18 protein-coding genes are annotated in these 21,079 nt (G+C 62.6%); 5 read left to right on the top strand and 13 right to left on the bottom strand.

Features of this window, described 5'->3' with window-relative positions; all coding sequences use genetic code 11:
- Window positions 1-11: 11 nt before the first annotated feature.
- The 9 genes from B5483_RS14205 to B5483_RS14165 all read right to left on the bottom strand — a co-directional run bounded on the left by B5483_RS14205 (window position 12) and on the right by B5483_RS14165 (window position 13,060).
- On the bottom strand, window positions 12-845 hold the full coding sequence (locus B5483_RS14205) for a fumarylacetoacetate hydrolase family protein (RefSeq protein ID WP_079730853.1): 834 nt from the start codon (window positions 843-845) through the stop codon (window positions 12-14).
- Window positions 846-936: 91 nt separating this feature from the next.
- The gene (locus tag B5483_RS14200) at window positions 937-1,827 is read right to left on the bottom strand and encodes a VOC family protein (protein WP_079730851.1); all 891 of its coding nucleotides are present in this window, start codon (window positions 1,825-1,827) and stop codon (window positions 937-939) included.
- On the bottom strand, window positions 1,824-2,255 hold the full coding sequence (locus tag B5483_RS14195; protein ID WP_079730850.1) for a GlcG/HbpS family heme-binding protein: 432 nt from the start codon (window positions 2,253-2,255) through the stop codon (window positions 1,824-1,826). Before B5483_RS14195 ends, B5483_RS14200 begins: the two co-directional genes overlap by 4 nt.
- Window positions 2,252-3,775 carry a bifunctional 3-(3-hydroxy-phenyl)propionate/3-hydroxycinnamic acid hydroxylase gene (locus tag B5483_RS14190; RefSeq protein WP_079730849.1) on the bottom strand — a complete coding sequence of 508 codons (1,524 nt, stop codon included), beginning with the start codon at window positions 3,773-3,775 and terminating at the stop codon, window positions 2,252-2,254. Before B5483_RS14190 ends, B5483_RS14195 begins: the two co-directional genes overlap by 4 nt.
- Before the next feature lie 4 nt (window positions 3,776-3,779).
- Window positions 3,780-5,015 (bottom strand): amidohydrolase family protein, encoded by a 1,236-nt coding sequence (locus tag B5483_RS14185; protein ID WP_079730848.1) that lies wholly within the window; start codon window positions 5,013-5,015, stop codon window positions 3,780-3,782.
- 95 nt (window positions 5,016-5,110) lie between these two features.
- A complete protein-coding gene (locus B5483_RS14180) occupies window positions 5,111-6,046 on the bottom strand; it encodes a LysR family transcriptional regulator (RefSeq protein WP_079730847.1) in 936 nt (311 codons plus the stop codon).
- 47 nt (window positions 6,047-6,093) lie between these two features.
- Window positions 6,094-9,534 carry a glycosyl hydrolase gene (locus tag B5483_RS14175; RefSeq protein ID WP_079730846.1) on the bottom strand — a complete coding sequence of 1,147 codons (3,441 nt, stop codon included), beginning with the start codon at window positions 9,532-9,534 and terminating at the stop codon, window positions 6,094-6,096.
- A gap of 88 nt (window positions 9,535-9,622) precedes the next feature.
- Window positions 9,623-10,915, bottom strand: a complete 1,293-nt coding sequence (rhaI, locus tag B5483_RS14170) for an L-rhamnose catabolism isomerase (protein WP_054945383.1) — start codon at window positions 10,913-10,915, stop codon at window positions 9,623-9,625.
- A gap of 24 nt (window positions 10,916-10,939) precedes the next feature.
- Entirely contained in the window at window positions 10,940-13,060 is a 2,121-nt protein-coding gene (locus tag B5483_RS14165; protein WP_079730845.1) for a bifunctional rhamnulose-1-phosphate aldolase/short-chain dehydrogenase, read from the bottom strand.
- 89 nt (window positions 13,061-13,149) lie between these two features.
- Here B5483_RS14165 and B5483_RS14160 point away from each other — a divergent pair, with 89 nt between their 5' ends.
- From B5483_RS14160 to B5483_RS14145, 4 genes are all read left to right on the top strand, one after another.
- Window positions 13,150-14,568: an FGGY-family carbohydrate kinase gene (locus tag B5483_RS14160; protein ID WP_079730844.1), complete on the top strand. Its 1,419-nt coding sequence runs from the start codon at window positions 13,150-13,152 to the stop codon at window positions 14,566-14,568.
- On the top strand, window positions 14,565-15,728 hold the full coding sequence (gene lldD, locus B5483_RS14155; protein ID WP_079730843.1) for an FMN-dependent L-lactate dehydrogenase LldD: 1,164 nt from the start codon (window positions 14,565-14,567) through the stop codon (window positions 15,726-15,728). Before B5483_RS14160 ends, lldD begins: the two co-directional genes overlap by 4 nt.
- Window positions 15,728-16,855, top strand: coding sequence for an L-rhamnose/proton symporter RhaT (rhaT, locus tag B5483_RS14150; protein ID WP_079730842.1), 1,128 nt, complete (start codon window positions 15,728-15,730; stop codon window positions 16,853-16,855). The genes lldD and rhaT overlap by 1 nt, the downstream gene beginning before the upstream one ends.
- Window positions 16,856-16,943: 88 nt before the next feature.
- Window positions 16,944-17,729 (top strand): DeoR/GlpR family DNA-binding transcription regulator, encoded by a 786-nt coding sequence (locus B5483_RS14145; protein ID WP_079730841.1) that lies wholly within the window; start codon window positions 16,944-16,946, stop codon window positions 17,727-17,729.
- A gap of 40 nt (window positions 17,730-17,769) precedes the next feature.
- On the opposite strand, the gene arsB is transcribed toward B5483_RS14145, so the two are convergent.
- The 4 genes from arsB to B5483_RS14125 are packed head-to-tail and all read right to left on the bottom strand — an operon-like array spanning window position 17,770 to window position 20,163.
- Window positions 17,770-18,840 carry an ACR3 family arsenite efflux transporter gene (arsB, locus tag B5483_RS14140; protein ID WP_079730840.1) on the bottom strand — a complete coding sequence of 357 codons (1,071 nt, stop codon included), beginning with the start codon at window positions 18,838-18,840 and terminating at the stop codon, window positions 17,770-17,772.
- The gene (locus B5483_RS14135; RefSeq protein ID WP_079730839.1) at window positions 18,837-19,337 is read right to left on the bottom strand and encodes an arsenate reductase ArsC; all 501 of its coding nucleotides are present in this window, start codon (window positions 19,335-19,337) and stop codon (window positions 18,837-18,839) included. Before B5483_RS14135 ends, arsB begins: the two co-directional genes overlap by 4 nt.
- 8 nt (window positions 19,338-19,345) lie before the next feature.
- The gene (locus tag B5483_RS14130) at window positions 19,346-19,825 is read right to left on the bottom strand and encodes an ArsI/CadI family heavy metal resistance metalloenzyme (protein ID WP_079730838.1); all 480 of its coding nucleotides are present in this window, start codon (window positions 19,823-19,825) and stop codon (window positions 19,346-19,348) included.
- Window positions 19,825-20,163 (bottom strand): ArsR/SmtB family transcription factor, encoded by a 339-nt coding sequence (locus B5483_RS14125; protein WP_079730837.1) that lies wholly within the window; start codon window positions 20,161-20,163, stop codon window positions 19,825-19,827. Before B5483_RS14125 ends, B5483_RS14130 begins: the two co-directional genes overlap by 1 nt.
- A 204-nt stretch (window positions 20,164-20,367) precedes the next feature.
- Between B5483_RS14125 and B5483_RS14120 the strand changes: the two genes are divergently transcribed.
- Window positions 20,368-20,949 (top strand): OsmC family protein, encoded by a 582-nt coding sequence (locus B5483_RS14120; RefSeq protein ID WP_079730836.1) that lies wholly within the window; start codon window positions 20,368-20,370, stop codon window positions 20,947-20,949.
- Window positions 20,950-21,079 lie beyond the last annotated feature (130 nt).

Genomic DNA, 21,079 nt, shown 5'->3' with positions numbered 1-21,079 from the left:
AATGTGGATTTTCAGACTTCGTCGACGACCTGGTTGGCTAGCGTACCGATCACCCCGATGGATATCTCGACGGTGTCGCCAGCCTTCATGTAGAGGGGCGGCTTGCGCTTATCGCCGACGCCGCCGGGCGTGCCGCTGGCGATCACGTCGCCGGGCTGAAGCGTGGTGAAGGTCGAGCAGTATTCGATGACCGAGGCGATGTCCCAGATCATGTCCGAAACCGGCTGATCCTGAACGAGTTCACCGTTCAGGCGGGTCTGGACGCGCTGGGCGCCAATATCCTCGATCTCTACCGCCGGGATCATCGCGGGTCCGAAAGCGCCCGTGGCAGGCCAGTTCTTGCCGGGTGTGAACTGGATATTGTGGCGCTGCCAGTCGCGTACCGAGGCATCGTTGAATATCGAATAGCCGGCTACATGGCCCATGGCATCTTCACGCGCGATGCGGCGCCCGCCCTTGCCGACGATCACTGCCAATTCCCCCTCGTAATCGAAGCGTTCGCTTTCGGGCGGGCGCACCAGAGCCTCGCCAGCGGCGATCAGGGTGTCGGCCCAGCGGGTGAAGATCGCCGGGTGATCCTTCTGCTCGCGACCGGTCTCGGCGACATGGGTCGCATAGTTCAGGCCAACGCACAGGATCTTGCCCGGGTTGGGTATGACAGGCAGCAGCGTCACTGCAGCACGGTCGAACTCACCTGTAATGGCCAGTTCGGAAAGGTCGCCGTCAAGCGAGTCCTTGAGCCATGCTGGGCCGCCCGGTGCGCCCAGATCTAGAACCTTGTCTCCTTCGAGGCGGCCAAAGCTTGCGGTGCCGTCTGGCCGTTCAAAACTGATGTACTTGTTCATTGGCGTTTCTCCCCTGCCGATGCGGTCCGCGGCGCGTGAAACCCTGCTGGACATTGCCAGACTGGCTGCGCCCAGAACGAGCGTGCGGCGATCAATTTCCAATCGGTGCGGCATCCCAGTCACGGCGGAAGCGGAAGCGCTCCTCTGCAACGCGCAGGCCTTCGAAGTCCTTGTCCGAGATGCCCCACTGGTCGATGCGATTGGGCGGCCAGATCCAGTCTTTAGGCGCGCCCACCCTGTAATCGTCCGGCACCTTTTCGACCGCGGTCGAAAACTCGATCACCGGACCGAAAGGCGCGATGTAATAGGCATAGACGTTCGCACCCGGGCCATGGCGGCCCGGTCCCCAGGCCGGAGCGAGCTTGCTGTCACGCAGCCTCCCGATGCCGCGCATGACCGCATCGATGTCGGTCATCTCGAAAGCGATATGATTGAGCGAGCTGAAACCCGCCCGGGCAAAGGCCGTTGAATGGTGGCTGTCATTGCAGCGCACGAACACCATGCCCTTGGTCCGATCCGACACACGAAAGCCCAGCACGTCCTCGACAGCGTGGCCAGACGCTTCGGCGTCGGCCGAATTGAAGACGACATGAGTCAGCTTTACGGGCAAGTCGCGCCCGGCGATCGGTTCGACATCTTCGGCGCCTACGAGAAAACGCAGGATCTCGCCCTCGGGCAGTTCGACGAGGATCCCCTCGCCTTCGCCCGGATCCTCGGACCGGGTCGGGCGGGCGGGCCATCCGGCATCGGCGATACGCTGCCTGAGGCCACTGAGTTCTTCAGCCGTGCACGCGAACGTGGTCGAGCGCACGAATTCATCGTCGGCCTTTTCGAAGGCGACGAGATAGGGAAATGGGCCGGACCCGCGCAGGTAATGCGTATCTCCGCGCACCTCCGCCGGGGCCATTCCCCAGATGTGGGTCATGAATGCCGCGGCGCCCGCCGGATCGGGCAGCGCCAGTTCGATGCTACGCAGTTTCACGAGATCGTCTCCCTGGAAAGTCCGGCTGCAGCCATGCCGGCATAGGCGCATTCGGCGTCGCACTCACCGGTATCGCCGCTGATGCCAACCGCGCCGATTGCCATGCCCAACGCATTGCGGATCACGACACCGCCCGGCGAAAAGGCGATTTGGCCACCGACAATATCGCTCACACTCTGGAAGAACACCGGATTGCCCTTGGCACGCTCCGCAAGTACCGAGGTGTCGACATCCATACCGATCGCGCCTGCCGCCTTGGCTCGTGCGATATCGAAGCGAAACAGACTGGCCTTGTCTTCCCGAGCGAAGGCCACGGGATGTGCCCCCGCATCGAGGACGATCACCGCGAGCGGTTTGGCCTTGCGCCGCCGGGCCTCGGCAAGAGCGCCGGTCACGATGGCCTGTGCCTGTTCAAGGGTCAGTGTCATGCAGTCAGTTCCCGTCTTGCGGCGAGCTTCTGCCGACGCGCGGCAAGCAATGCCGCTGCATCGCCACTGGCGGTGCCGAACACGTAATGATCCGGGCGCACGAGCACGGCATCGGCCTTGTGCGCGTCGAGCCAGGAGAGGATCGCGCCGCTGTCTGGAAGATCGGCCGCGACGATCAGTACCACGTCCGATTCATTGCTGGCTGCAGCGTGATCGCGCACGAACAGCCGCCAGCCCTGCCCGGCAAGGTCGTCCAGCTTGCGCCCATCGTCCAGGATCGGTTGCACGAACCGCTCCCCTGCTCCCGGGGTGCCCTGAGCGATGACACCGCTCGCAATCGCCGGGATGAGGTCATGCGCTGTTTCGCCCTGGCGCTGGCGGGCCTTGGCGCGGATTTCGGCATCGCGAGCAGCCGCCTTGTCCGGGTCGAGCTCGCAAATATAGCGCCCGGCCTCGACTGCGGCACCGATAACCGCGCGTACATGGGGATCGCGCTCGGACTGGTAGGTATCGAGGATGGCCGAAGACGTACCGTGATTCACGATCGCATCCATCTTCCAGGCCAGGTTCGCAACGTCGCGCAGGCCATGGCACATACCCTGCCCGAAGAACGGCGGCGTCTGGTGTGCGGCATCGCCCGCAAGGAAGACATTGCCCACCTTCCATTGTTCGGCCACGAGTCCGTGGAAGCGATACGTCGCGGCACGCACGATACGGTGCGGAACATCCACCATCCACGCGCCGACAAGCTCGCCAACCTTCTCCGGCTTCATCATCGCGGCGTCGTCCTCGCCGGGCAGCAGCATGAATTCCCAGCGGCGATGATCGCGCCTTCCGGGAACGACTGTGGCCGGCCGAGCGGGATCGCACATCATCACGGAGAGGCGCTGCAGGTCCGCGTCAGCCGGAACACCCGTAATATCGGGGAACGTGACGGGTCCGTCGACTTCAGCATCGACAACGAGCCAGGGCTCTTCGAACTTGAGATCGTCGAGGGCGACGCCCAGCGCCTTGCGCACTGCACTGCGCGAACCGTCTGTGCCGATCACCCAGCGCGACGTCACTTCCTCGATCTTGCCATCCCGTTCGTAGGCTACGGTGACGGTGTCGCCATTCTGGACGAGGCCGGTGAAGGCGGCGCCAAGCTTGAGCTCGACATTGTCCAGACAAGCTAAGCCTTCTCGCAAATGCGCTTCGAGTTCGGGCTGGTAGAAGAAGTAATCGTTGGCCCATCCGAACGGACGCGGCTTGCCCACTGTACCCATGTAGCGGATCACGCCATGATCGGCTCCGACATGCAGGTGCCCATCGGTCGCCACCATGTCATTTGCGACCCGGTCGATCACGCCCGCAGTCTGGAAGAGGCGCATCATCTCGTGATCGAGATGGACTGCGCGCGGCAGCGGATAATGCTCCAGCTCCTTTTCCAGCACGAGTACGGTCAGTCCCGCGTGGCCGAGCAGGTTCGCTGCCAGTGCGCCGACCGGGCCACACCCCACGATAACGACATCGATGGTCATGGGTTCAGCCTACTGCTTCCAGATTGGCAGGCGCCTTGTAGAGGACCCCGCCCTTCATGATCATCGCGAGCCGGTCCTTGTCCTGCAGGATCGCAACATCCTGAGTCGGATCGCCGTCGACGAGCAGGAGGTCGGCCAGGTAACCTTCGCGCACGAGGCCGACTTCAAGCCCCATCAGCTCACCGCCGTACTGTGTCGCAGCCTGCAGCGCTTCTGCGGGCGTGAAGCCGAAGTAGGTGACGAAGTGATCGAGGTCGCGGGCATTGCGGCCGTTGGGATTGAAGGGAAAGCCATAGTCGCCGCCGATCAGCACCCGAACGCCGCGCCTCTTCAGCTCGGGAACGAGCCTGCCTTCCAGTTCCATGCGCTGGGCCGCGCTGGCCTTCATGTGGGTCATGTCAACATGCGGTGGCGGACTGGCTTCCAGGGCCGCGACGGAAACGCCCGCACCCGGCGCATAGAAGAACCTGTCCTTCTCGGCAGCCATGCGCGCGATGGTCGCCTCGTCGGCAAAGGAGCAATGATAGAGGATGCGCGCACCGGCATCGAGCGCCAGTCCGATCGCTTCGGGTGAATAAGTATGGCAGGCAATCCACAGGCCAGCCTCGCTGGTCGCCTTGCCCGCAGCCATCATTTCCTCGCGGGTATAAAGCACATCCATGGCCGATCCGGGCTTGAGAGCATCTTCGCCCGAGACCACGAGCTTGATCGACTTGACGCCCTCGTCCTTGCAGTAAGCGACGAACCTTCTCATCGCATCGGGGCCACGGCCGTTGAAGACGTTGCCGGTATCGACGCCTTCGGCGCCCTCAGGGCTGCGCTCGAGCGTCGAGGGCACAAGGCGCGGTCCCGGCGTATCGCCCGCCTCGATGGCAGCGGCCAGTTCCGGTTCGATCTGATCGCCCAGTGCGCCTGCCGAATAGAGGCTGGTGAAACCGTGATCGAGCAACACGCGCGCATTGCGCCATGCCGCGACTCTCAGTTCCTCAGGGGGCAGAATGAACTGGTGGTAGATCTTCTCGACAGAGGAGGCCCATGTCAGATGCGTATGCGCATCGACCAGGCCCGGCATGAGCGTTTTGCCCGTGCCATCGATGACGACCTCGGCAGCCTCTCCCGCCAGAGCATCCTCGCCCAAGGCCACGCGCGCGATACGCTCGCCATCGACAAGGACGCTGCCGAGCTGCGAGGCAATTCCGGTGCCATCGAAAATGGAAACTTGGCGGATCAGGGTCCGCATCGCGCTCTCCCTCGGTTCTCTTCGGTTGAACGCGTTTTACCCAAGCCACAGACCTAAAGTAAAATAATGATATTTCTAATTGCCATAGTATTTTCCTATGGATGGGCAGCGACAGCCTGAACCATCGCTTCGGCAAGAGGAGACAGCTTTCTCCCGGAAATACGCAAGACACCGACACTGCGCTCGAACACCGCTTCCCTGATGCCGATGGCGCGAAGCGAGCCTGTTGAAATGCCATCGAGAGCCACGGTGCGCGGCAAGACCGTTACCCGGTCCGTCTCCCGAACAATCGCGCGTGTGGTGAGGAGCGAGTCGCAGCGAATGACCGTCCCGGGCACCGCAACCCCCGCGGCAATGAAGAGCGCATCGACCTGACGGCGAAAGGCACCCCTCGCCTCAGGCAGAACCCACCGATAGTGTTCGACCTCGCGCAAGGAAATCGACTCGGGCAATCCCTCGTGATGGGCGCCGACGATCAACGCAAAGGGATCGCGCGCGCAGGTCGTTTCCAGAATATCGGGAGGCAGTCGCTCGATCTGGGTGGTGACGAAGGCCAACTCGATTTCGCCCTTGCGCAGCATCTCGAGCAATTGCGCGTCAGGCCGTTCGACGACGCTCAGGGCGAACTCACCGACAGTGTCTTCCACACGTTTGATGGCTCCGGGCAGCAATGTGAGCAAGGCACCTGGCGTGCCGCCAATCCGCAAGGGACCTGCAATGCGCTGGCTGGCATGCTCGACTTCGCTCGCGGTATCCTTGAGCAGAATTGCCAGGGCATCGGCACGCCGGCGCAAGGCGATGCCCTCCTCGGTCAGGGTGATGCCGCCGCGACCGCGCTCGAACAGAACCACCCCGAGCCTGCTTTCAAGCAAGGCAATCGTGTTGGACACCGAAGGCTGCGAGATGTTGAGCAACCGCGCTGCCCCGCTGATCGACCCGGCATCGCACACCGCCCTGAATGTGAGCACGGCGCGCGGATCGATCTGGGGTTGATGTGAGCGCGGCGCGGGATCGGGGCTTGGCGTGACCATCCCTGAAGCTTTGATCCGCGCACCGCGCCTTGGCAAGACGTCGCTCGTCAATCCCCGGCTTTGCTTTCCTCGACCAACCGGACAGGACCGATCAGGCCGGATGGCCGCAAGGGGGCATCGGCACGATAGGTCGGCATGGCCGTCCAGGTGATCTTCTGTGCGCCTTCCTGCTGGTCACCAATCAAGCGGTTGACCCAGGTATTGGCAACGCGGATTTCCAGGCTGTTCTGCCCCTTGCGAACGGCCTTGCCGATATCGAGGCGATAGGGCGCATGCCAAGCCGTTCCGACGTCCACGCCATTAACGGAGACCTGCGCCATGTCACCGACCTTGCCGAGGTCGAGCCACAGCGAGCGGCCTTTCCCGAACTTTCCAGATACTGTGAAATTACGGGAGTAAGTCATTATTCCAGAGAAGTATTTCACGCCCGGAATGTCATTCTTCTCGAGCGGTTCCAACTCGGCAAGTTCGAGGCTTGCCGGCGCTCCGCGGTCGGCCTGGAACGCAACTTGCCATGCTCCGTCCAGCTTCGCGATTTCCCGTTCGCCTTGCGGGGCAAGCGTAACCTGATCCTTCGCGGCCGCCTTGCGGAAGACAACGAAGACCGCCTCATCGCCGTCCAGTTGCAATGGCACCACGGTCTCATCGCCGCTGATGCGGTAGCTGACGGGCTCGCTCTGGCCCGTCTCGGGATGCCAGAGTTCGGGCTGCTTGCCGGTAACGCGGAAGTGCGCCTCGATAGACTGTGCGGCTTCTTGCTGATTGACGAGGTAGTAGATCTCGCCCTTCCCGTCACGGCGATGGACGAAGGGGATCTTCACCCCGGCGTCGGCACCGGAGAAAGTGAAATCGGGAGCAACGCCCATCGCCTGCAGCGCGCTTTCGATATCTTGCGAGGCTATCACGCGGCCCTTGCCGACGCGGGCATCGCCGCTTCCCGGCCAGAGCCTGGCGACCAGCGATGACCATTCGGTCAGATCGCCTTCCTGTGCGCTCGTGTTGCTCGGCGTCGCGATCGGCGCCTTGCCAACCACGGTCGCGCCGCCATCGACGAGTGCGGCCAGCTTTCGGAGTGCCGCCAAGGTCATGTGACTGGACGAGCCGCCGAGGTAGATGGTCTTGTAGCGAGCCCCGCTCGGCGCGACGACATCTTCACCATCGTTGGCAAGAAGTTCGGTCAAGGCATTGAAGTTAATATAATCGTAGGCATAGCGCACCGGAGCGTCAGTCACCGGTTCATCGCCATAGAGACCCGTGAGTGGAGCTTCCTCGCCATAGAAATAGGCGACGTCGGCCACATTGCGTCCTTCCTGCAGAAGCAGTGAACTGCGCGCGATATAGTCGACCCATGGCCGCGCCATTTCCGCCCAGCTTTCCTGCCTGTTGAAATACTGGCCGAAGATCGCCAGCGAGAGCCCTGGCTTCTTGTCATCCACCGGAACATGGACTGAAGTATGGATGACCGGACGGTTCACCCCGGTCACGAATTCCAGATCGATGAAACGCTTGAGGTCCTTCGGCGCAAAGGCCCAAGGCGCCATCGAGGCCGTCATGGATTCCGCAGCGACGAGATTCTGCCCATAGAGGTGCGCGACGGATGCAGCCCCCTTCATGTCTGCAACCAGCGTCTGGCGCGGTCCTTCGTCGCGATTGAACGTCCAGAGGGCGGCCATCGGGATGTCGGCATGGCTGCGCATGGCCATGTCATCGCCGAGCATGGGGCGATGGTCTTCCAGCGCCTCGCCATAGACCTTGAGGTCGTTTTCATGCGCGACCTTGGCCACGGTCCCGTAATGCTCGCTGGCAAGCAGGTCGGCAAGGGTCCGGCGATAGTCGTAGAGGAAACGGTCGGACTGCTCGCGCGACCCGACGATGGTTCCGGTAAGTGCCGGCAGCCAAGGCCGCGCATCGTAGCCGCGCAGCCGCTGGAACTGCTCGAGCATTCTGGGCGTCCAGTTGGCCTCGCCGACCTCGATCGAGTCGGTCAGGATGGCCTGCACACCGCGCTTGCCGACCATCTCTGACCCGGCCGCATCCTTGTACATGCCGATATAGTGCTCGAGATATTCGCGCACGGCCTTGCCGTCGAACTTGTCGACTTCCAGACCAGTCGCCTCGGGCGGAGCGGGATGGTTCGTGGTGCCAAGCAGGGAGTAACCCAGGCGCAGCACCCGCCAGTGCTGGCCTGCGGGAAGTTTCGGCGCGGTCCAGTCTAGCGTACCGTCGGCCTTGAGCCTGTCGGTCAGATCGATAACGCTGGCGGGATCGACACCCGTTGCATCGTCATCCGGTCCTGTGAGCGCGTAGTAGTCGCGGCTCATCACATAGCCAGCCTTGGTTTCGTAACGATCGACAAGGGCTTCGCCATGAAGCTCGAACTGCCCGACGACGAGCGGCTGTGTGGCCATCCGCTTGCCGATGGCGTCGAAAAGGCCGTTAGCAGCAATTCCCGGCGCCGGTGAGCCAAGGCCGCCATCCGGTTTGCGTGGATTGAGAACGAGCCGAAAATGCGCTGCCTCGAGCGGGGCAAAGCTGATCGTCGTCGGCACGTTGTTCAGGTCGAACTGCTGGATTGGCCTCCAGGTCTTGCCATCCTGGCTCGCCTCGAGTGAGCCGGTAAAGGCAGCCCCGGCAAACGGTATCTTGACGTTGGGTACGAAGACCGTTGCCGACCGCGCCGTGATCGGACGCGGGTAATCGAGCCTGAGTTGCGGGGCCTTGCCGTCCTCGCGCGCCAGGGTCACGCCTCCTGCTAGGTCGGAGTCGATGAGCGCCTTGCTCGAAAGTACATTGCCTGCACCGTCGGAAGCGCGCGGGGTCAGTTCAGATCCGTTATCGGGAACCGGAAAGGCGAACACGCCAACCCCGCCCTCGAAGGAGGCCTCGTCGGCCTCAGCGGGCGCTCCCGAAATGATCGCATCGATGCTCAACGGAGGTTTCAGGGTCTGGAAGGGACCGGTATCGCCCGGCGGCTTCGGGAGCTTGCCGACAAAGCGCTTGCCGCCTCCAAGCGTCGTTTCACTCCAGACCAGCTTCTTGAGACCGTCCTGCGGCTTGACCCACGGACCTCCAGTCTCGGACCAGCCCGGCGAGGCTGCTATGGCCAGTTCCAGATCGAGACGATCGGCTTCGTGCGCGGCGAACCGAAACGCATCTTTCCATTCCGGCGTCATGTAGACGAGGCGATGATCGACGATCTGCGGCGTCTGAAGGTTCGCATCGAAGTTCTGCAGACCGCCGATGCCGACGCGCTTCATCCATTCCAGATCCTTGCGGATTCCGTCCTTGGTGATGTTGCCGTTCATCCAGTGCCACCACACGCGTGGACGCGCGGAATTGGGCGGATCATTGAACGCCTCTTCCAGGGAAGGTCCGGCTTGTGTCGAAGGGGCAATCTCGCTGCCGTCGTTTCGATTTTCGGCAAGAACGGGCAAGGCGCTCAGCGCAGTGGCGAGGCACAGGACGATACGAAGCGATCGACGCGACATGAATTCTCCCGGTATCCAGATCTGGTGTTTTGCTTGCATACAGGGCCACGACCCTAACAGGCCGCGACCCCGATAATACTGTATTGGTTCAGACGATCCCTGCGCCCAGCCCAACGGCCTTGCGCTCCTGCGCCTTGCGATCGCGCCAACGGCTTTCACGATAAGTGCCCAGCATGTCGATGGCGCCGCCATTCTCCATCCGGGCCTTGGCCAAGATCGGGGAAACATCGACGTTGTACGCCCGGCGCAACGCCTGGAAGGCCATCATCGTGTCATTCGCTTCCTGCGCAAGGTGCAGGGCCTCGCGATCGACCAGCAGCGCCTTTGCATAACAGGCGGCAATAGTCTCTGCGGAAGACAGCATGGATTCGATCGGATCGGTCACGTTGTGCGACTGGTCGATCATGTAGCTGGGATTGAAGCCATCGCGCGGGTTCAATTCGGCCTCGACCAACTCGTTGAAGACGAGGAACAACTGATGCGGATTGATCGATCCGGAATCGAGGTCGTCATCGCCATACTTGCTGTCGTTGAAGTGGAAGCCTCCAAGCTTGCCGAAACGATGCAGTCGGGCAACGATCTGCTCGATGTTCACGTTGGGCGCATGATGGCCAAGGTCGACAAGGCACTTGGCCTTGGGACCCAGTTCCTGCGCGGCGAGGATCGAGGAACCCCAGTCGCTGATGACGGTCGAGTAGAAGGCCGGTTCGAACATCTTGTGCTCAAGCAGCATCCGCCAGTCATCGGGCAATGCGGCATAGACCTGCGCCGCCGCTTCGAGATAGCGGTCGAGACTGCGCGCCAGATCCTGCTGTCCCGGGAAGTTCGTGCCGTCTCCGACCCAGACCGTGAGGTCGGTCGAACCGAGCTGGCGCCCGATCTCGATGCATTCGATGTTGTGCTCGACAGCTTGCTGGCGTGTCGCTGCAACGGTCGAGGAGAGCGAGCCGGTCGCGTAAGTCTGTGCCTGACCGGGCTGGTCCTGAAAGGTATTCGAATTCACTGCATCGAAGCCGAGCCCGAGGTTGGCCGCCTCTTCGCGCAGCGCTGCGTAGTCGGATACCTTGTCCCAGGGAAAGTGTGGCGAGACGCGCGGGGTCAGGCGCGAAAGCTGGTTGATGACCGCGCAGTCTTCCAGCTTTTCGTGAATGTTGGTGGGCTCTCCTGCGATCGGGAACTTGGCGAAGCGGGTGCCGCCACGGCCTGCCCCCCAGGTAGGTACGGCAACCGAAAAGTCGGCGACACGGTCCTTGATCGCATCGATGGCAATACCAGCGCGCTCCAGCTTGCGACCGAGGCTCGCGTAATCGTCGTCCAGCGCATCAAGGTCGCGCGCGTTGGCCTCGGCGATCAGTTCTGCCGAGATCGGAAAATTGCTCATGTTTGTTTATCCTCTCTCTAGCTCTCAGCGCGTGAATGCCTGCGCATTGCCCGCGTCGACATTGACCATGTTCCCGGTCGACTTTGCCGACATGTCGCTGGCAAGGAAATAGACGGCTTCTGCAATGTCGGACGGCAGGACGTCACGCTTGAGCATCGAACGCTGACGGTAATGTTCCTCCAGCTCCTTGCCGGAATCGATCCCGTGGGCACCCGCGCGCTCCTTGCGCCAGTCACCGTCCCAGATACGGCTGCCCTGGATCACCGCGTCGGGGTTTACCACGTTGACGCGGATGCCGTGCGGCGCACCTTCCAGTGCAAGGCAGCGGGCCAGGTGATTGGCGGCCGCCTTTGCCGACGCATAGGCACTGGCATTGGTGGCAGCGGCCACACCGTTCTTCGAGCCGATGAACACGACCGAAGATCCGCCTTGTTCCTTCATTCCCTTCAGCAGCGGCCAGGCGGCGCGCGAGCTCAGGAAATAGCCCTGGGCCAAGACGTCGTAATTGCGGCTCCACAATGCGATCGTGGTCTCCTCGATCGGAGCCGAGGATGCAATGCCGGCATTGGCAACGAGGATATCGAGGCCGCCGAATTCACGGGCACAGGCAGCGAATGCCTCGCTCACCTGCGCTTCGTCGGTAACGTCGCAAACGACGGAGCGAACGACATCCTTGCCGAACTGCCGGGCAAATCCTTCGCGCACTTCGCCAACGGCCTTTTCGTCGCGGTCGGCCAAGACCACGCACGCGCCGTCCGCCATCAGGCGTGCTGCGGTCGCCGCGCCGATGCCACCGGCACCTCCGGTGACCATCGCAATTCGGCCGACAAGCGGCTTGGGCGCAGGCATGCGCTGCAACTTGGCTTCTTCAAGCAGCCAATACTCTATGTCGAATGCTTCCTGCTCGTCGAGCGCGATATAATCGCCGATCGCTTCGGCCCCGCGCATGACATTGATGGCGTTGCCGTAGAACTCGCCTGCCAGGCGCGCGGTGGTCTTGTCGGTGGCGAAGGTCATGCGACCAAGCCCAGGCACCAGCACGACTACCGGATTGGAATCGCGCATCGCCGGTGAGTTGGGACGCTTGCAGCGCTCGTAATAGGCTGCGTAGAGATCGCGGTATTCTGCGACCTTCTGCGCGAGGTAGGCATCATCCTGCAGGCGGGCGGGATCGAGCGTGAGAGGCGCGATCTTGGTGCGCAGGAAATGATCGGGGCAAGAAGTGCCGAGCGCTGCCAGACGCTCGAAATCGACCGAGTTCACGAACTCGAGAGCTTCGGCATCGTCCGAAAAATGGCCGACCTTACGCCGCGCTCCGGTCATCAGACCGCGAAGGCGAGGCATAAGGTCGGCAGCAATCGCAGCACGTTCCGCGGACGAGGAGAGAGTTGCGGAGATGCCACCGAATGCCGGTTTTCCGGCAAGCTTGGAATTCAGGAAATTGGCCGCATCGGCGATGAGCGAAACGGTATGTTCGTAGCAGGCTTTCGCGCTGTCGGCCCAGCAGATGATGCCGTGACCGGCCAGCATCACGCCTTCGACGTGCGGGTTGGCCTTGACGAAATCGCGCAGTTGCACGCCAAGTGTGTAGCCCGGACGCTTCCAGGGCAACCAACCGATCTTGCCACCCCAGATTTCCCGGGTGGCGGCCTCTCCCCCCGAAGAGGCCGCCAGCGCAATGATCGCATCCGGGTGGACATGATCTACGTGCGCAAAAGGAAGCAACGAATGCAGCGGCGTATCGATCGAAGCCGCGCGCGAATTGAGATTGAAGGTGCAGTGCGGCAGATAGCCGACCATCTTGTCATCATCGTCGGGCCCGGCATAGTGCTTCTCGAGGCCCAGCAACTTCTCCTGATAGAGCGTCGCAAATCCGTCGAGCTTCATCGAACCGATGTCACCGCCCGAGCCCTTGACCCAGAGGACTTCGACCTGCTCACCCGTGAGCGGATCGATCTCCACCAGCTTGGCCGAGGTATTGCCGCCGCCGAAGTTGGTGACGGTCAGATCCGAACCGAGCAGATTGGAACGATAGAGGAGGAGTTCGGCTGGAGTGAAGGATGCCGCAACCGATTCGTCCCAGCGACTTTCCGGGACAGCGAAAGGAATTGCGGCTACGGGCGATGGTGCGGTGATCGTGTTCATGACGCCGCATTTAACAATCCCCCTTTCCTTTATCAATCTATTTCGATAGTAAACGATCATATTCAATCATTCAGCTCGCAAGGGAGAGCATGTCAGGTACCGGTTCCTATATCGTCGTCGACATCGGCAAGACGCTCAGCAAGGTCACCTTGTGGACGAAGCAGGGACGAATGCTGGATCGGCAGGTTCGACCCAATGCCTCTTGTGAGGAAGCCGGCTTGCGCCGCCTGGATGTCGCCGGGATAGGAGCTTGGCTCAAGACTACGCTCAAGGCATTCGCCGCTCACCCCGTCGAGGCGATCGTCCCGGTTGCCCATGGCGCCGGCTTCGTCGCGCTGGGTAGCGAAGGAGCGCTATTCCCGCCGCTCGACTACGAGCAGCCGATCCCGCAGGACGTGATGGCCGATTACCGCCGCGAACGCGATGCCTTTGCGCGGACCGGGAGCCCTGCACTACCGGACGGCCTCAACCTGGGGGCGCAGGTCTATTGGATGTCACGCCTCTATCCGGAAGAAATGGAAAGCGCGACACTTGTGCCCTGGGCGCAGTACTGGGCCTGGTTCCTGACGGGCAAGGCGGTCAGCGAAGTCACGAGCCTTGGCTGCCATACCGACTTGTGGTGCCCGGCGGACGCGCGTTTCTCACCCATGGCCGAACGTCTGGGTTGGGCAGACCGATTTGCCCCCGTGGTCAAGGCCAGCGAAGGCATCGGGCCGCTGCGCCCCGATCTTGCTGCGGAAACCGGTCTGGCTCCGGGCATTCAGGTCCATGCGGGGCTGCACGATTCCAACGCCGCCCTGCTCGCCGCCCGCGGTTTCCCGGAGATTGCGCGTCAGGAAGCCACGATCCTGTCGACCGGCACCTGGTTCGTCGCCATGCGCCTTGCCGCCGAAACAGTGTCCATTGCCTCGCTGTCGGAAGATCGCGACACACTGGTCAATGTCGATGCCTATGGCTGGCCGGTACCATCTGCGCGATTCATGGGCGGACGCGAGATCGAAACCGTCATCCAGCTCGATACGCGCCGGGTGGATATCAAGCCCGATCAGCCCAGGCTCATGGAAGCCGTGCCCGCACTGCTCGAACGCGGGACGGTCATGATGCCGACGCTGGCGCCAGGTTTCGGCCCCTTCCCGGACGGCAAGGCCTGCTGGATCAACGCCCCGGTCGAATGGGCGGGCACCTGGTATGCGCGCCGCGCCGCCATCTGCCTCTACGCAGCCCTCGTGGCCGATACTTCGCTTGACCTGATCGGCTCCAAGAACCGCCTTCTGGTCGAAGGCCGCTTTGCCGAAGCGGAAGTCTTCGTGCGGGCCCTGGCAGCACTGCGGCCCGAGACCGAAGTTTTCATCGCCAATGCGCACAACGATGTCTCGTTCGGGGCGCTGCGCCTGATCAATCCCCTGCTCAAGCCGGCTGCGGGCCTGCGCCGGGTTGAACCGCTCGAAGGAGACCTCCAAGCGTATCGGAACAAATGGCGCGAAGCAGTGGCAAGGGTTCAAGCATGATCGTCGCATCGGTTCCCGACTTTCGCGAGGCAGCGAGACGGCGCCTGCCCCGCTTCCTGTTCGAGTACATTGACGGCGGCTCCTATGCCGAAGCGACCCTGCGCCGCAATGTCGAGGATCTGGCCGGGCTCGCCCTTCGCCAGCGGGTCCTGCGCGATGTTTCACAGCTCGATCTGTCGACCGAGCTGTTCGGCCAGAAACTGGCCCTTCCGCTTGCCCTTGCGCCGATCGGCCTTGCCGGCCTGAACGCCCGGCGCGGGGAATGCCAGGCCGTCCGTGCGGCTGAAAAGGCCGGGGTTCCCTTCACGCTTTCGACCGTCGGTGCCTGTCCACTGGGCGAAGTCGCCGGTGCCGCCAGCAAGCCGTTCTGGTTCCAGCTCTACATGATCCGTGACCGTGCGTTCATGAAGGACCTGTTGGCGCAGGCTGTCGAGGCAGGCTGTTCCGCGCTGGTCTTCACCGTCGACATGCCGGTGCCGGGCAGCCGCTATCGCGACTATCATACCGGCCTTGCCGGCGCATCGGGCCTCAAGGGAGCCGCATGGCGCGCAGCTCAGGCCTTGGCCCGACCGGGCTGGGCCTGGGACGTCGGCCTTTGGGGCCGTCCGCATACCCTCGGCAATGTCGCCCCCGTCCTGCAGGGCAGGACCGGTATCGAGGACTTCTTCGCCTGGATGCGCAACAACTTCGATCCATCGATCAACTGGCGCGATCTCGACTTCATTCGCTCCGAGTGGAAGGGTCCACTGATCATCAAGGGCATTCTCGATCCCGAGGATGCGCGCGAGGCTGCGGAGCTGGGGGCAGACGGGATCGTCGTTTCCAACCATGGCGGCCGCCAGCTCGACGGCGTGCTCTCAAGCGCGCGCGCCTTGCCCCCCATCGCAGAGGCCGTGGGCGATCGCCTGACCGTGCTTGCGGACGGCGGCATTCGCTCCGGCCTCGATGTCGTGCGCATGTTGGCGCTGGGTGCGAAGGGCGTACTGCTCGGGCGCGCATGGGCCTGGGCCCTCGCCGCAGGGGGAGAGGCGGGGATCACCAGGATGCTGGCCTTGATCGAGGCCGAAATGCGGGTCGCCATGGCGCTGACCGGAACGACAAGAATCGCAGAGATCGACAGCAACGTTCTCGCGCAAATGAGCGGAAAGGATCGAATTTGATGGGAGGCAACCCGGCGCTTGGCGTCCTGTTCCACTGGCTGGGCGGCTTCGCCTCCGCCAGCTTCTATGTCCCCTACAAGCGTATCAAGCTCTGGTCCTGGGAAGTCTTCTGGTTGGCAGGCGGGATCTTCTCCTGGGCTGTAGCGCCGTGGCTTTTCGCGTCGCTGCGCACCAACGACCTCTTCGCGGTGCTGGTCCAGACCCCGGGCAAGACGCTCTGGTGGTGCTGGTTCTGGGGCGCGATGTGGGGCTTCGGGGGCCTGACGTTCGGCCTGACCATGCGCTATCTCGGGCTTTCGCTGGGTATGGCGGTTGCACTGGGACTGACCACCGTGATCGGAACGATGGGACCGCCCATCTTCCACGGAACCCTGGGTGAGATCGCCTCGCGCACCAGCGGGCAGCTGACCCTGCTGGGCATCCTCGTCACGCTGGTCGGCATCGTCGTCGTCGCACGCGCAGGCCACAAGAAGGACGCGGAACTGGGCGGAGAAGCGAGCGAGGGCGTTGCCGAGTTCGACTTGCGCAAGGGCCTGCTGATCGCCGTCTTTTCCGGCGTGATGTCGGGCTGCTTCGCGTGGGGTCTCGACGCCGGGCAACCCATTCGCGAACTGACGCTTGCAGCCGGAACCGATCCGCTCAACCAGGGTCTTCCCGTTCTTTGCGTGGTCCTTGCAGGCGGGCTCACCACCAATGCCATCTGGTGCTCCATCCTCATTCGCCGCAATCGCAGCTTTGGACAATACTTCGGCGCGGTCGCCGATCCCGGCGCGATTGCCGACCCGGGTGCAGGAACCCCGCATGACACCCATCGCGCCAAGGCGGCCAAGGTGCCGCTGCTGCTGAACTACCTTCTGGCCGCACTTGGTGGCACGCTGTGGTATTTCCAGTTCTTCTTCTACACCATGGGCGAGAGCCAGATGGGACGTTACGGGTTCTCATCCTGGACGCTGCACATGGCTTCGATCATTCTCTTCTCCACTCTCTGGGGCTTCGCTCTCAAGGAATGGAAAGGCGCGAGCGTTCGCACCCGCACGATGGTCTGGCTGGGTATCGGACTGCTGGTCGGCTCCACGGTCATCATCGGCCTCGGCAATATGCTGGACGCGAACGCGGCGGCACACTGACGGTTGCGGAGCGGGGCGCGCAGCATGTAACGGACCTTGCGGACTGAACCTCGAACAGGTCCGCTGGGGGCAAGGGCAGGGAAACACGATGCATTCGGCTGAACGCGAAAGACTCATTCTCGATGCCATAGGCGCGACCGGGTTTGTGACCTATCGCGAGCTGGAGTCCTGCCTCGATGCATCGCCCGCCACGATCCGGCGCGATCTGACACGCCTCGAGGAAGAAGGCCGCATCGTTCGGGTTCATGGCGGCGCGAAGCTGCCCGACGCCGAAAGCGAGACAGATGCGGATCGCCTGTCGGGTACGCCGTTCGATCAATCGATTTCGCTCAACTTGCCGCAAAAGCAGGCCATTGGGCGTGCAGCGGCAGACCTGTGCGCGAACGGCGAAGGGATCATGATCGACGGCGGCACGACAACGCTGCAGATGTGCCCATACCTCGACGGCAAGGACGCGCAGGTCCTCACCAATTCGCTGCACATCGTCAACGCGCTGCTGCCGCAGGCCGGTACCCGGGTCCTCCTGCCTTCAGGCACGGTGTTCAGGGAGCAGAACATCGTGCTCGCTCCTGCAGGCGAAGATTCCATGCCGCGCTTCTATGCGCCCAAGCTGTTCATGGGCGCAGCCTCGGTTGGACCTCAGGGCGTGATGCAGGCCGACGTCATCCTCGTTGCGGCCGAGCGGCGCCTGATCGACCGCGCCGAGCAGGTGATCCTGATGGTCGACAGCTCAAAATTCCGCTCATCTTCGGGCGCCATCGTCTGCGGCCTGGACGAAGTGGATGTGTTAATTACCGATCCCGGTATTCCTGAGGAGATGCGCGCCATTCTCGACAGGCAGGGCGTGCACCTGATCATCGCACCGTTGGATTGAAGGACACAACCGACCAAGCCCCAGATTGCGGGAACCGGAGCTATCCTGCTGCGAAGCTCCCCCGGGTCCGGTTGGCGATCGCCACCAGCGACAGCATGACCGGGACTTCAACCAGCACGCCCACGACCGTGGCGAGAGCCGCTCCACTGCCAAGACCGAACAGCCCGATGGCAACGGCGACGGCAAGTTCGAAGAAATTGGAGGTTCCGATCAGCGCGCAGGGCGCCGCCACGGCATAAGGCACTTTCCAAGCCTTTGCCGCGCCATAGGCAATGAAGAAGATCCCATAGCTCTGGATCACGATAGGCGTTGCGATAAGGGCGATCAGCAAGGGTCGGGACAGGATTGTCTGCGCCTGAAAGCCAAACAGGAGCAGGACGGTCAAGAGCAGGCCCAGGATCGAAAGCGGCTTCAGTCGTCCGGTGAACGCGCTAACGGCACCTTCGTCGCCGCCATGCGTTGCCAACAGCCGACGGCGAACCCAGGCCCCGGCGGCGAGCGGCACAACGACATAGAGCGCTACGGAGAGCAAAAGTGTGTTCCATGGCACGACGATGTCGGTCACGCCCAGCAGCAGCGCGACGATCGGCGCGAAGGCCACGATCATGACAAGATCGTTCACCGCAACCTGTACCAGTGTGTAAGCCGGGTCGCCCTTCGTCAGTTGCGACCACACGAAAACCATCGCCGTGCATGGCGCTGCGCCGAGCAGGATCAACCCAGCGATGTATTGCTGCGCATCGCTTGGCTGAAGAAATCGGGCGAACACAAATTGGAAGAACAGCACACCCAGCGCCGCCATGCTGAAAGGCTTGATCAACCAATTTACGGCAAGGGTGATGATCAGGCCCTTGGGCTTGTCTCCGACATGGCGCACGGCTGAGAAGTCCACCGCAACCATCATCGGAAAGATCATTGCCCAGATCAGGACGGCAACGACGAGATTGACCGAGGCGTATTCGATCGAGGCCAGCGCAGCGAACATCGCCGGTGCCATGTTGCCCAGCAGTATGCCGGCAAGGATCGCCCCGCCCACCCAGACGGAGAGCCATTTCTCGAACAGGCCCAGCCCCGCCGCGCGGGCATCTGCTTCCATTACGCTTGCACTCATTTGTGATCGGCCTCCCGACCGATGGCATGAAGGGTTTCGTGAAGGGCCACCTTTTCCAGGCTTGCGATAGGCAATGCGAGCAACAGGTCGATGCGCCGCTTGAGCATGCGGTAGGCATCGAGGAATGCCGCGGCCTTTTCGGCATCGTGTCCTTCCACGGCAGCCGGGTCGGGGATGCCCCAGTGCGCCGTTATCGGCCTGCCGGGCCAGACCGGGCAGCTTTCTGCGGCAGCATTGTCGCAAACGGTGAAGACCAGATCGAATTCGGGCCCGTCGATGAACTCGTTCCAGCTCTTGGAGCGATAGCCCTCGACCGGATAACCCAGCGTCTCCAACGTGTGGATGGCCCAGGGATTGACGGTGCCGACCGGTTGGCTGCCGGCACTATAGGCCCGGAAGTGCTCCTTTCCTTCTTGGTTGAGGATGGCCTCGGCCAGGATCGAGCGCGCCGAATTGCCGGTGCACAGGAAAAGTACGTTGAGTGGGGTGTGGCTCATGGCAGCCTCTAGCAGCAGGATGTGGAGGTGGCAGGTGCGGCAACCGCTTGCGGCACGCAGCAGGCGCTCCGGTCCGCACTGCCGGACACGAGCCGGTCCAGATCGGGAGAACCGCCATAGGTCGTGCTCTCGCCCTCGGTCAGGAAGGCTTCCCAGACAACGCCATCGGGATCGGCAATCCAGCTCTTTTCCGATCTTGCATAGCAGCAGGTCGTCGCGCCTTCATCGAGGACGGGGCCATCTGCCGCCTCAAGCCGACTCTGGACCTCGGCAAGTTCCGCACGGTCCGCGACCTGCACGCCGACATGCTCAATCCCCTTGGCTGCACCCTCGCGATGCGAAATGGCGAAGTTGACGCAAGGATCCTCGAGCATCCATTTCGCGTAGTCCGGCTTCACCACTGTCGGCGCGCTGCCGAAGAGCCTGCTGTAAAACGCGATCGAGCGATCGATGTCGCTTACGCCGACATGCACGTGAAAACGCTTCATCAGGCCGTCCTCCTCTTAGCTTCGGTATTGCAGGCTGCGTCCTCGCCACAGGGGATACCGCCGCAGCAGTTCTCCGTGAGGTAATCCATCAGCCCGTTCATCGCCGAATAGTCTGCCGAATAGATGATCGAGCGGCTTTCGCGCCGTTGGCTGACGAGCCCGGCATTGGCCAGTTGGGCCAGGTGAAAGCTCATCGAGGATGCCGGAACTTCAAGCTTTTCCGCGAGCACGCCGGCGGCGATTCCTTCCTCTCCGGCCTGCACCAGCAATCGGAAGGCGGCAAGGCGATGTTCCTGCGCCAAGGCAGAAAGTGCGCGGATCACGACTTCGGCGTGCACAGCATTCTCCGATGATTCGATAACTATGGAAATATCGAATTCTTCACCCTGAGGCAAGGACGAAACAATTGAAACGCGAACGCCCGTTTCGCGGCATCGGATTGAAACAGCCCAACCGCAATCTTGTCTGCATGCCACGAACGACACGCGTTCGCCGGCACAAGGTCACTGCACAACAGGCACTTCAGACAAGGACTTTTGATCATGACCACTGCCACTCTCGAAAAGCCCGCCAAGGTCGCCATGAACGGCGTCGACGTTCCCGCATTCCTTGCCACGCTCGACGCCGTCGATGGCCAGCGCGAACTCGCCAGGTTCACCTTCCGCGCCGAAGGCAACTGGATTGCCGGCACCCACAGCCAGGCCCGCATGGGCAATTTCCACGGCGCCGGCGGCGAACAGCCGCGTGACTGCGGGCACATGATCGACGGCGATCACCCCGCCGTTCTGTGCGGCAAGGATCAGGGCGCCACGCCGGTGGAAATGCTGTTGGCCGCTCTCTCGGCCTGCATCACCGCCGGCATCGGCAACATCGCCTCGATCCGCCAGGTGAGGCTGGAATCGGTTGAAACCAGGGTTGAGGGCGACATCGACCTGCTCGGCATTCTCGGCCTCGACAACACCGTTCGCAACGGCTTCGAAGGCATCAGCATCCAGGTGCGCATCAAGGGCGATGCCGGTGCCGAAGATCTGGAGAAGATCGTCCACCAGTCGGTCGCGCGCTCTGCCGTATTCGACGTCCTGACCAACGGCGTACCGGTCACCGTAACGGCACAGGCCGACTGACGCGCCACACCGCCCCCCCGCTCTCCCGAGCGTTCCCCTGCCCCGTCGGCCTATGCCGGCGGGGCTTTTCTGCTCATCGCCTCCCGCATCTTTGCGCTGAAACGATTGAAACAAATTGCCCGGCCTGGCG

This window comes from Novosphingobium mathurense (assembly GCF_900168325.1).
GTDB classification, from domain to species: Bacteria; Pseudomonadota; Alphaproteobacteria; order Sphingomonadales; family Sphingomonadaceae; genus Novosphingobium; species Novosphingobium mathurense.
This window is presented reverse-complemented; position numbering and strand designations above follow the sequence as displayed.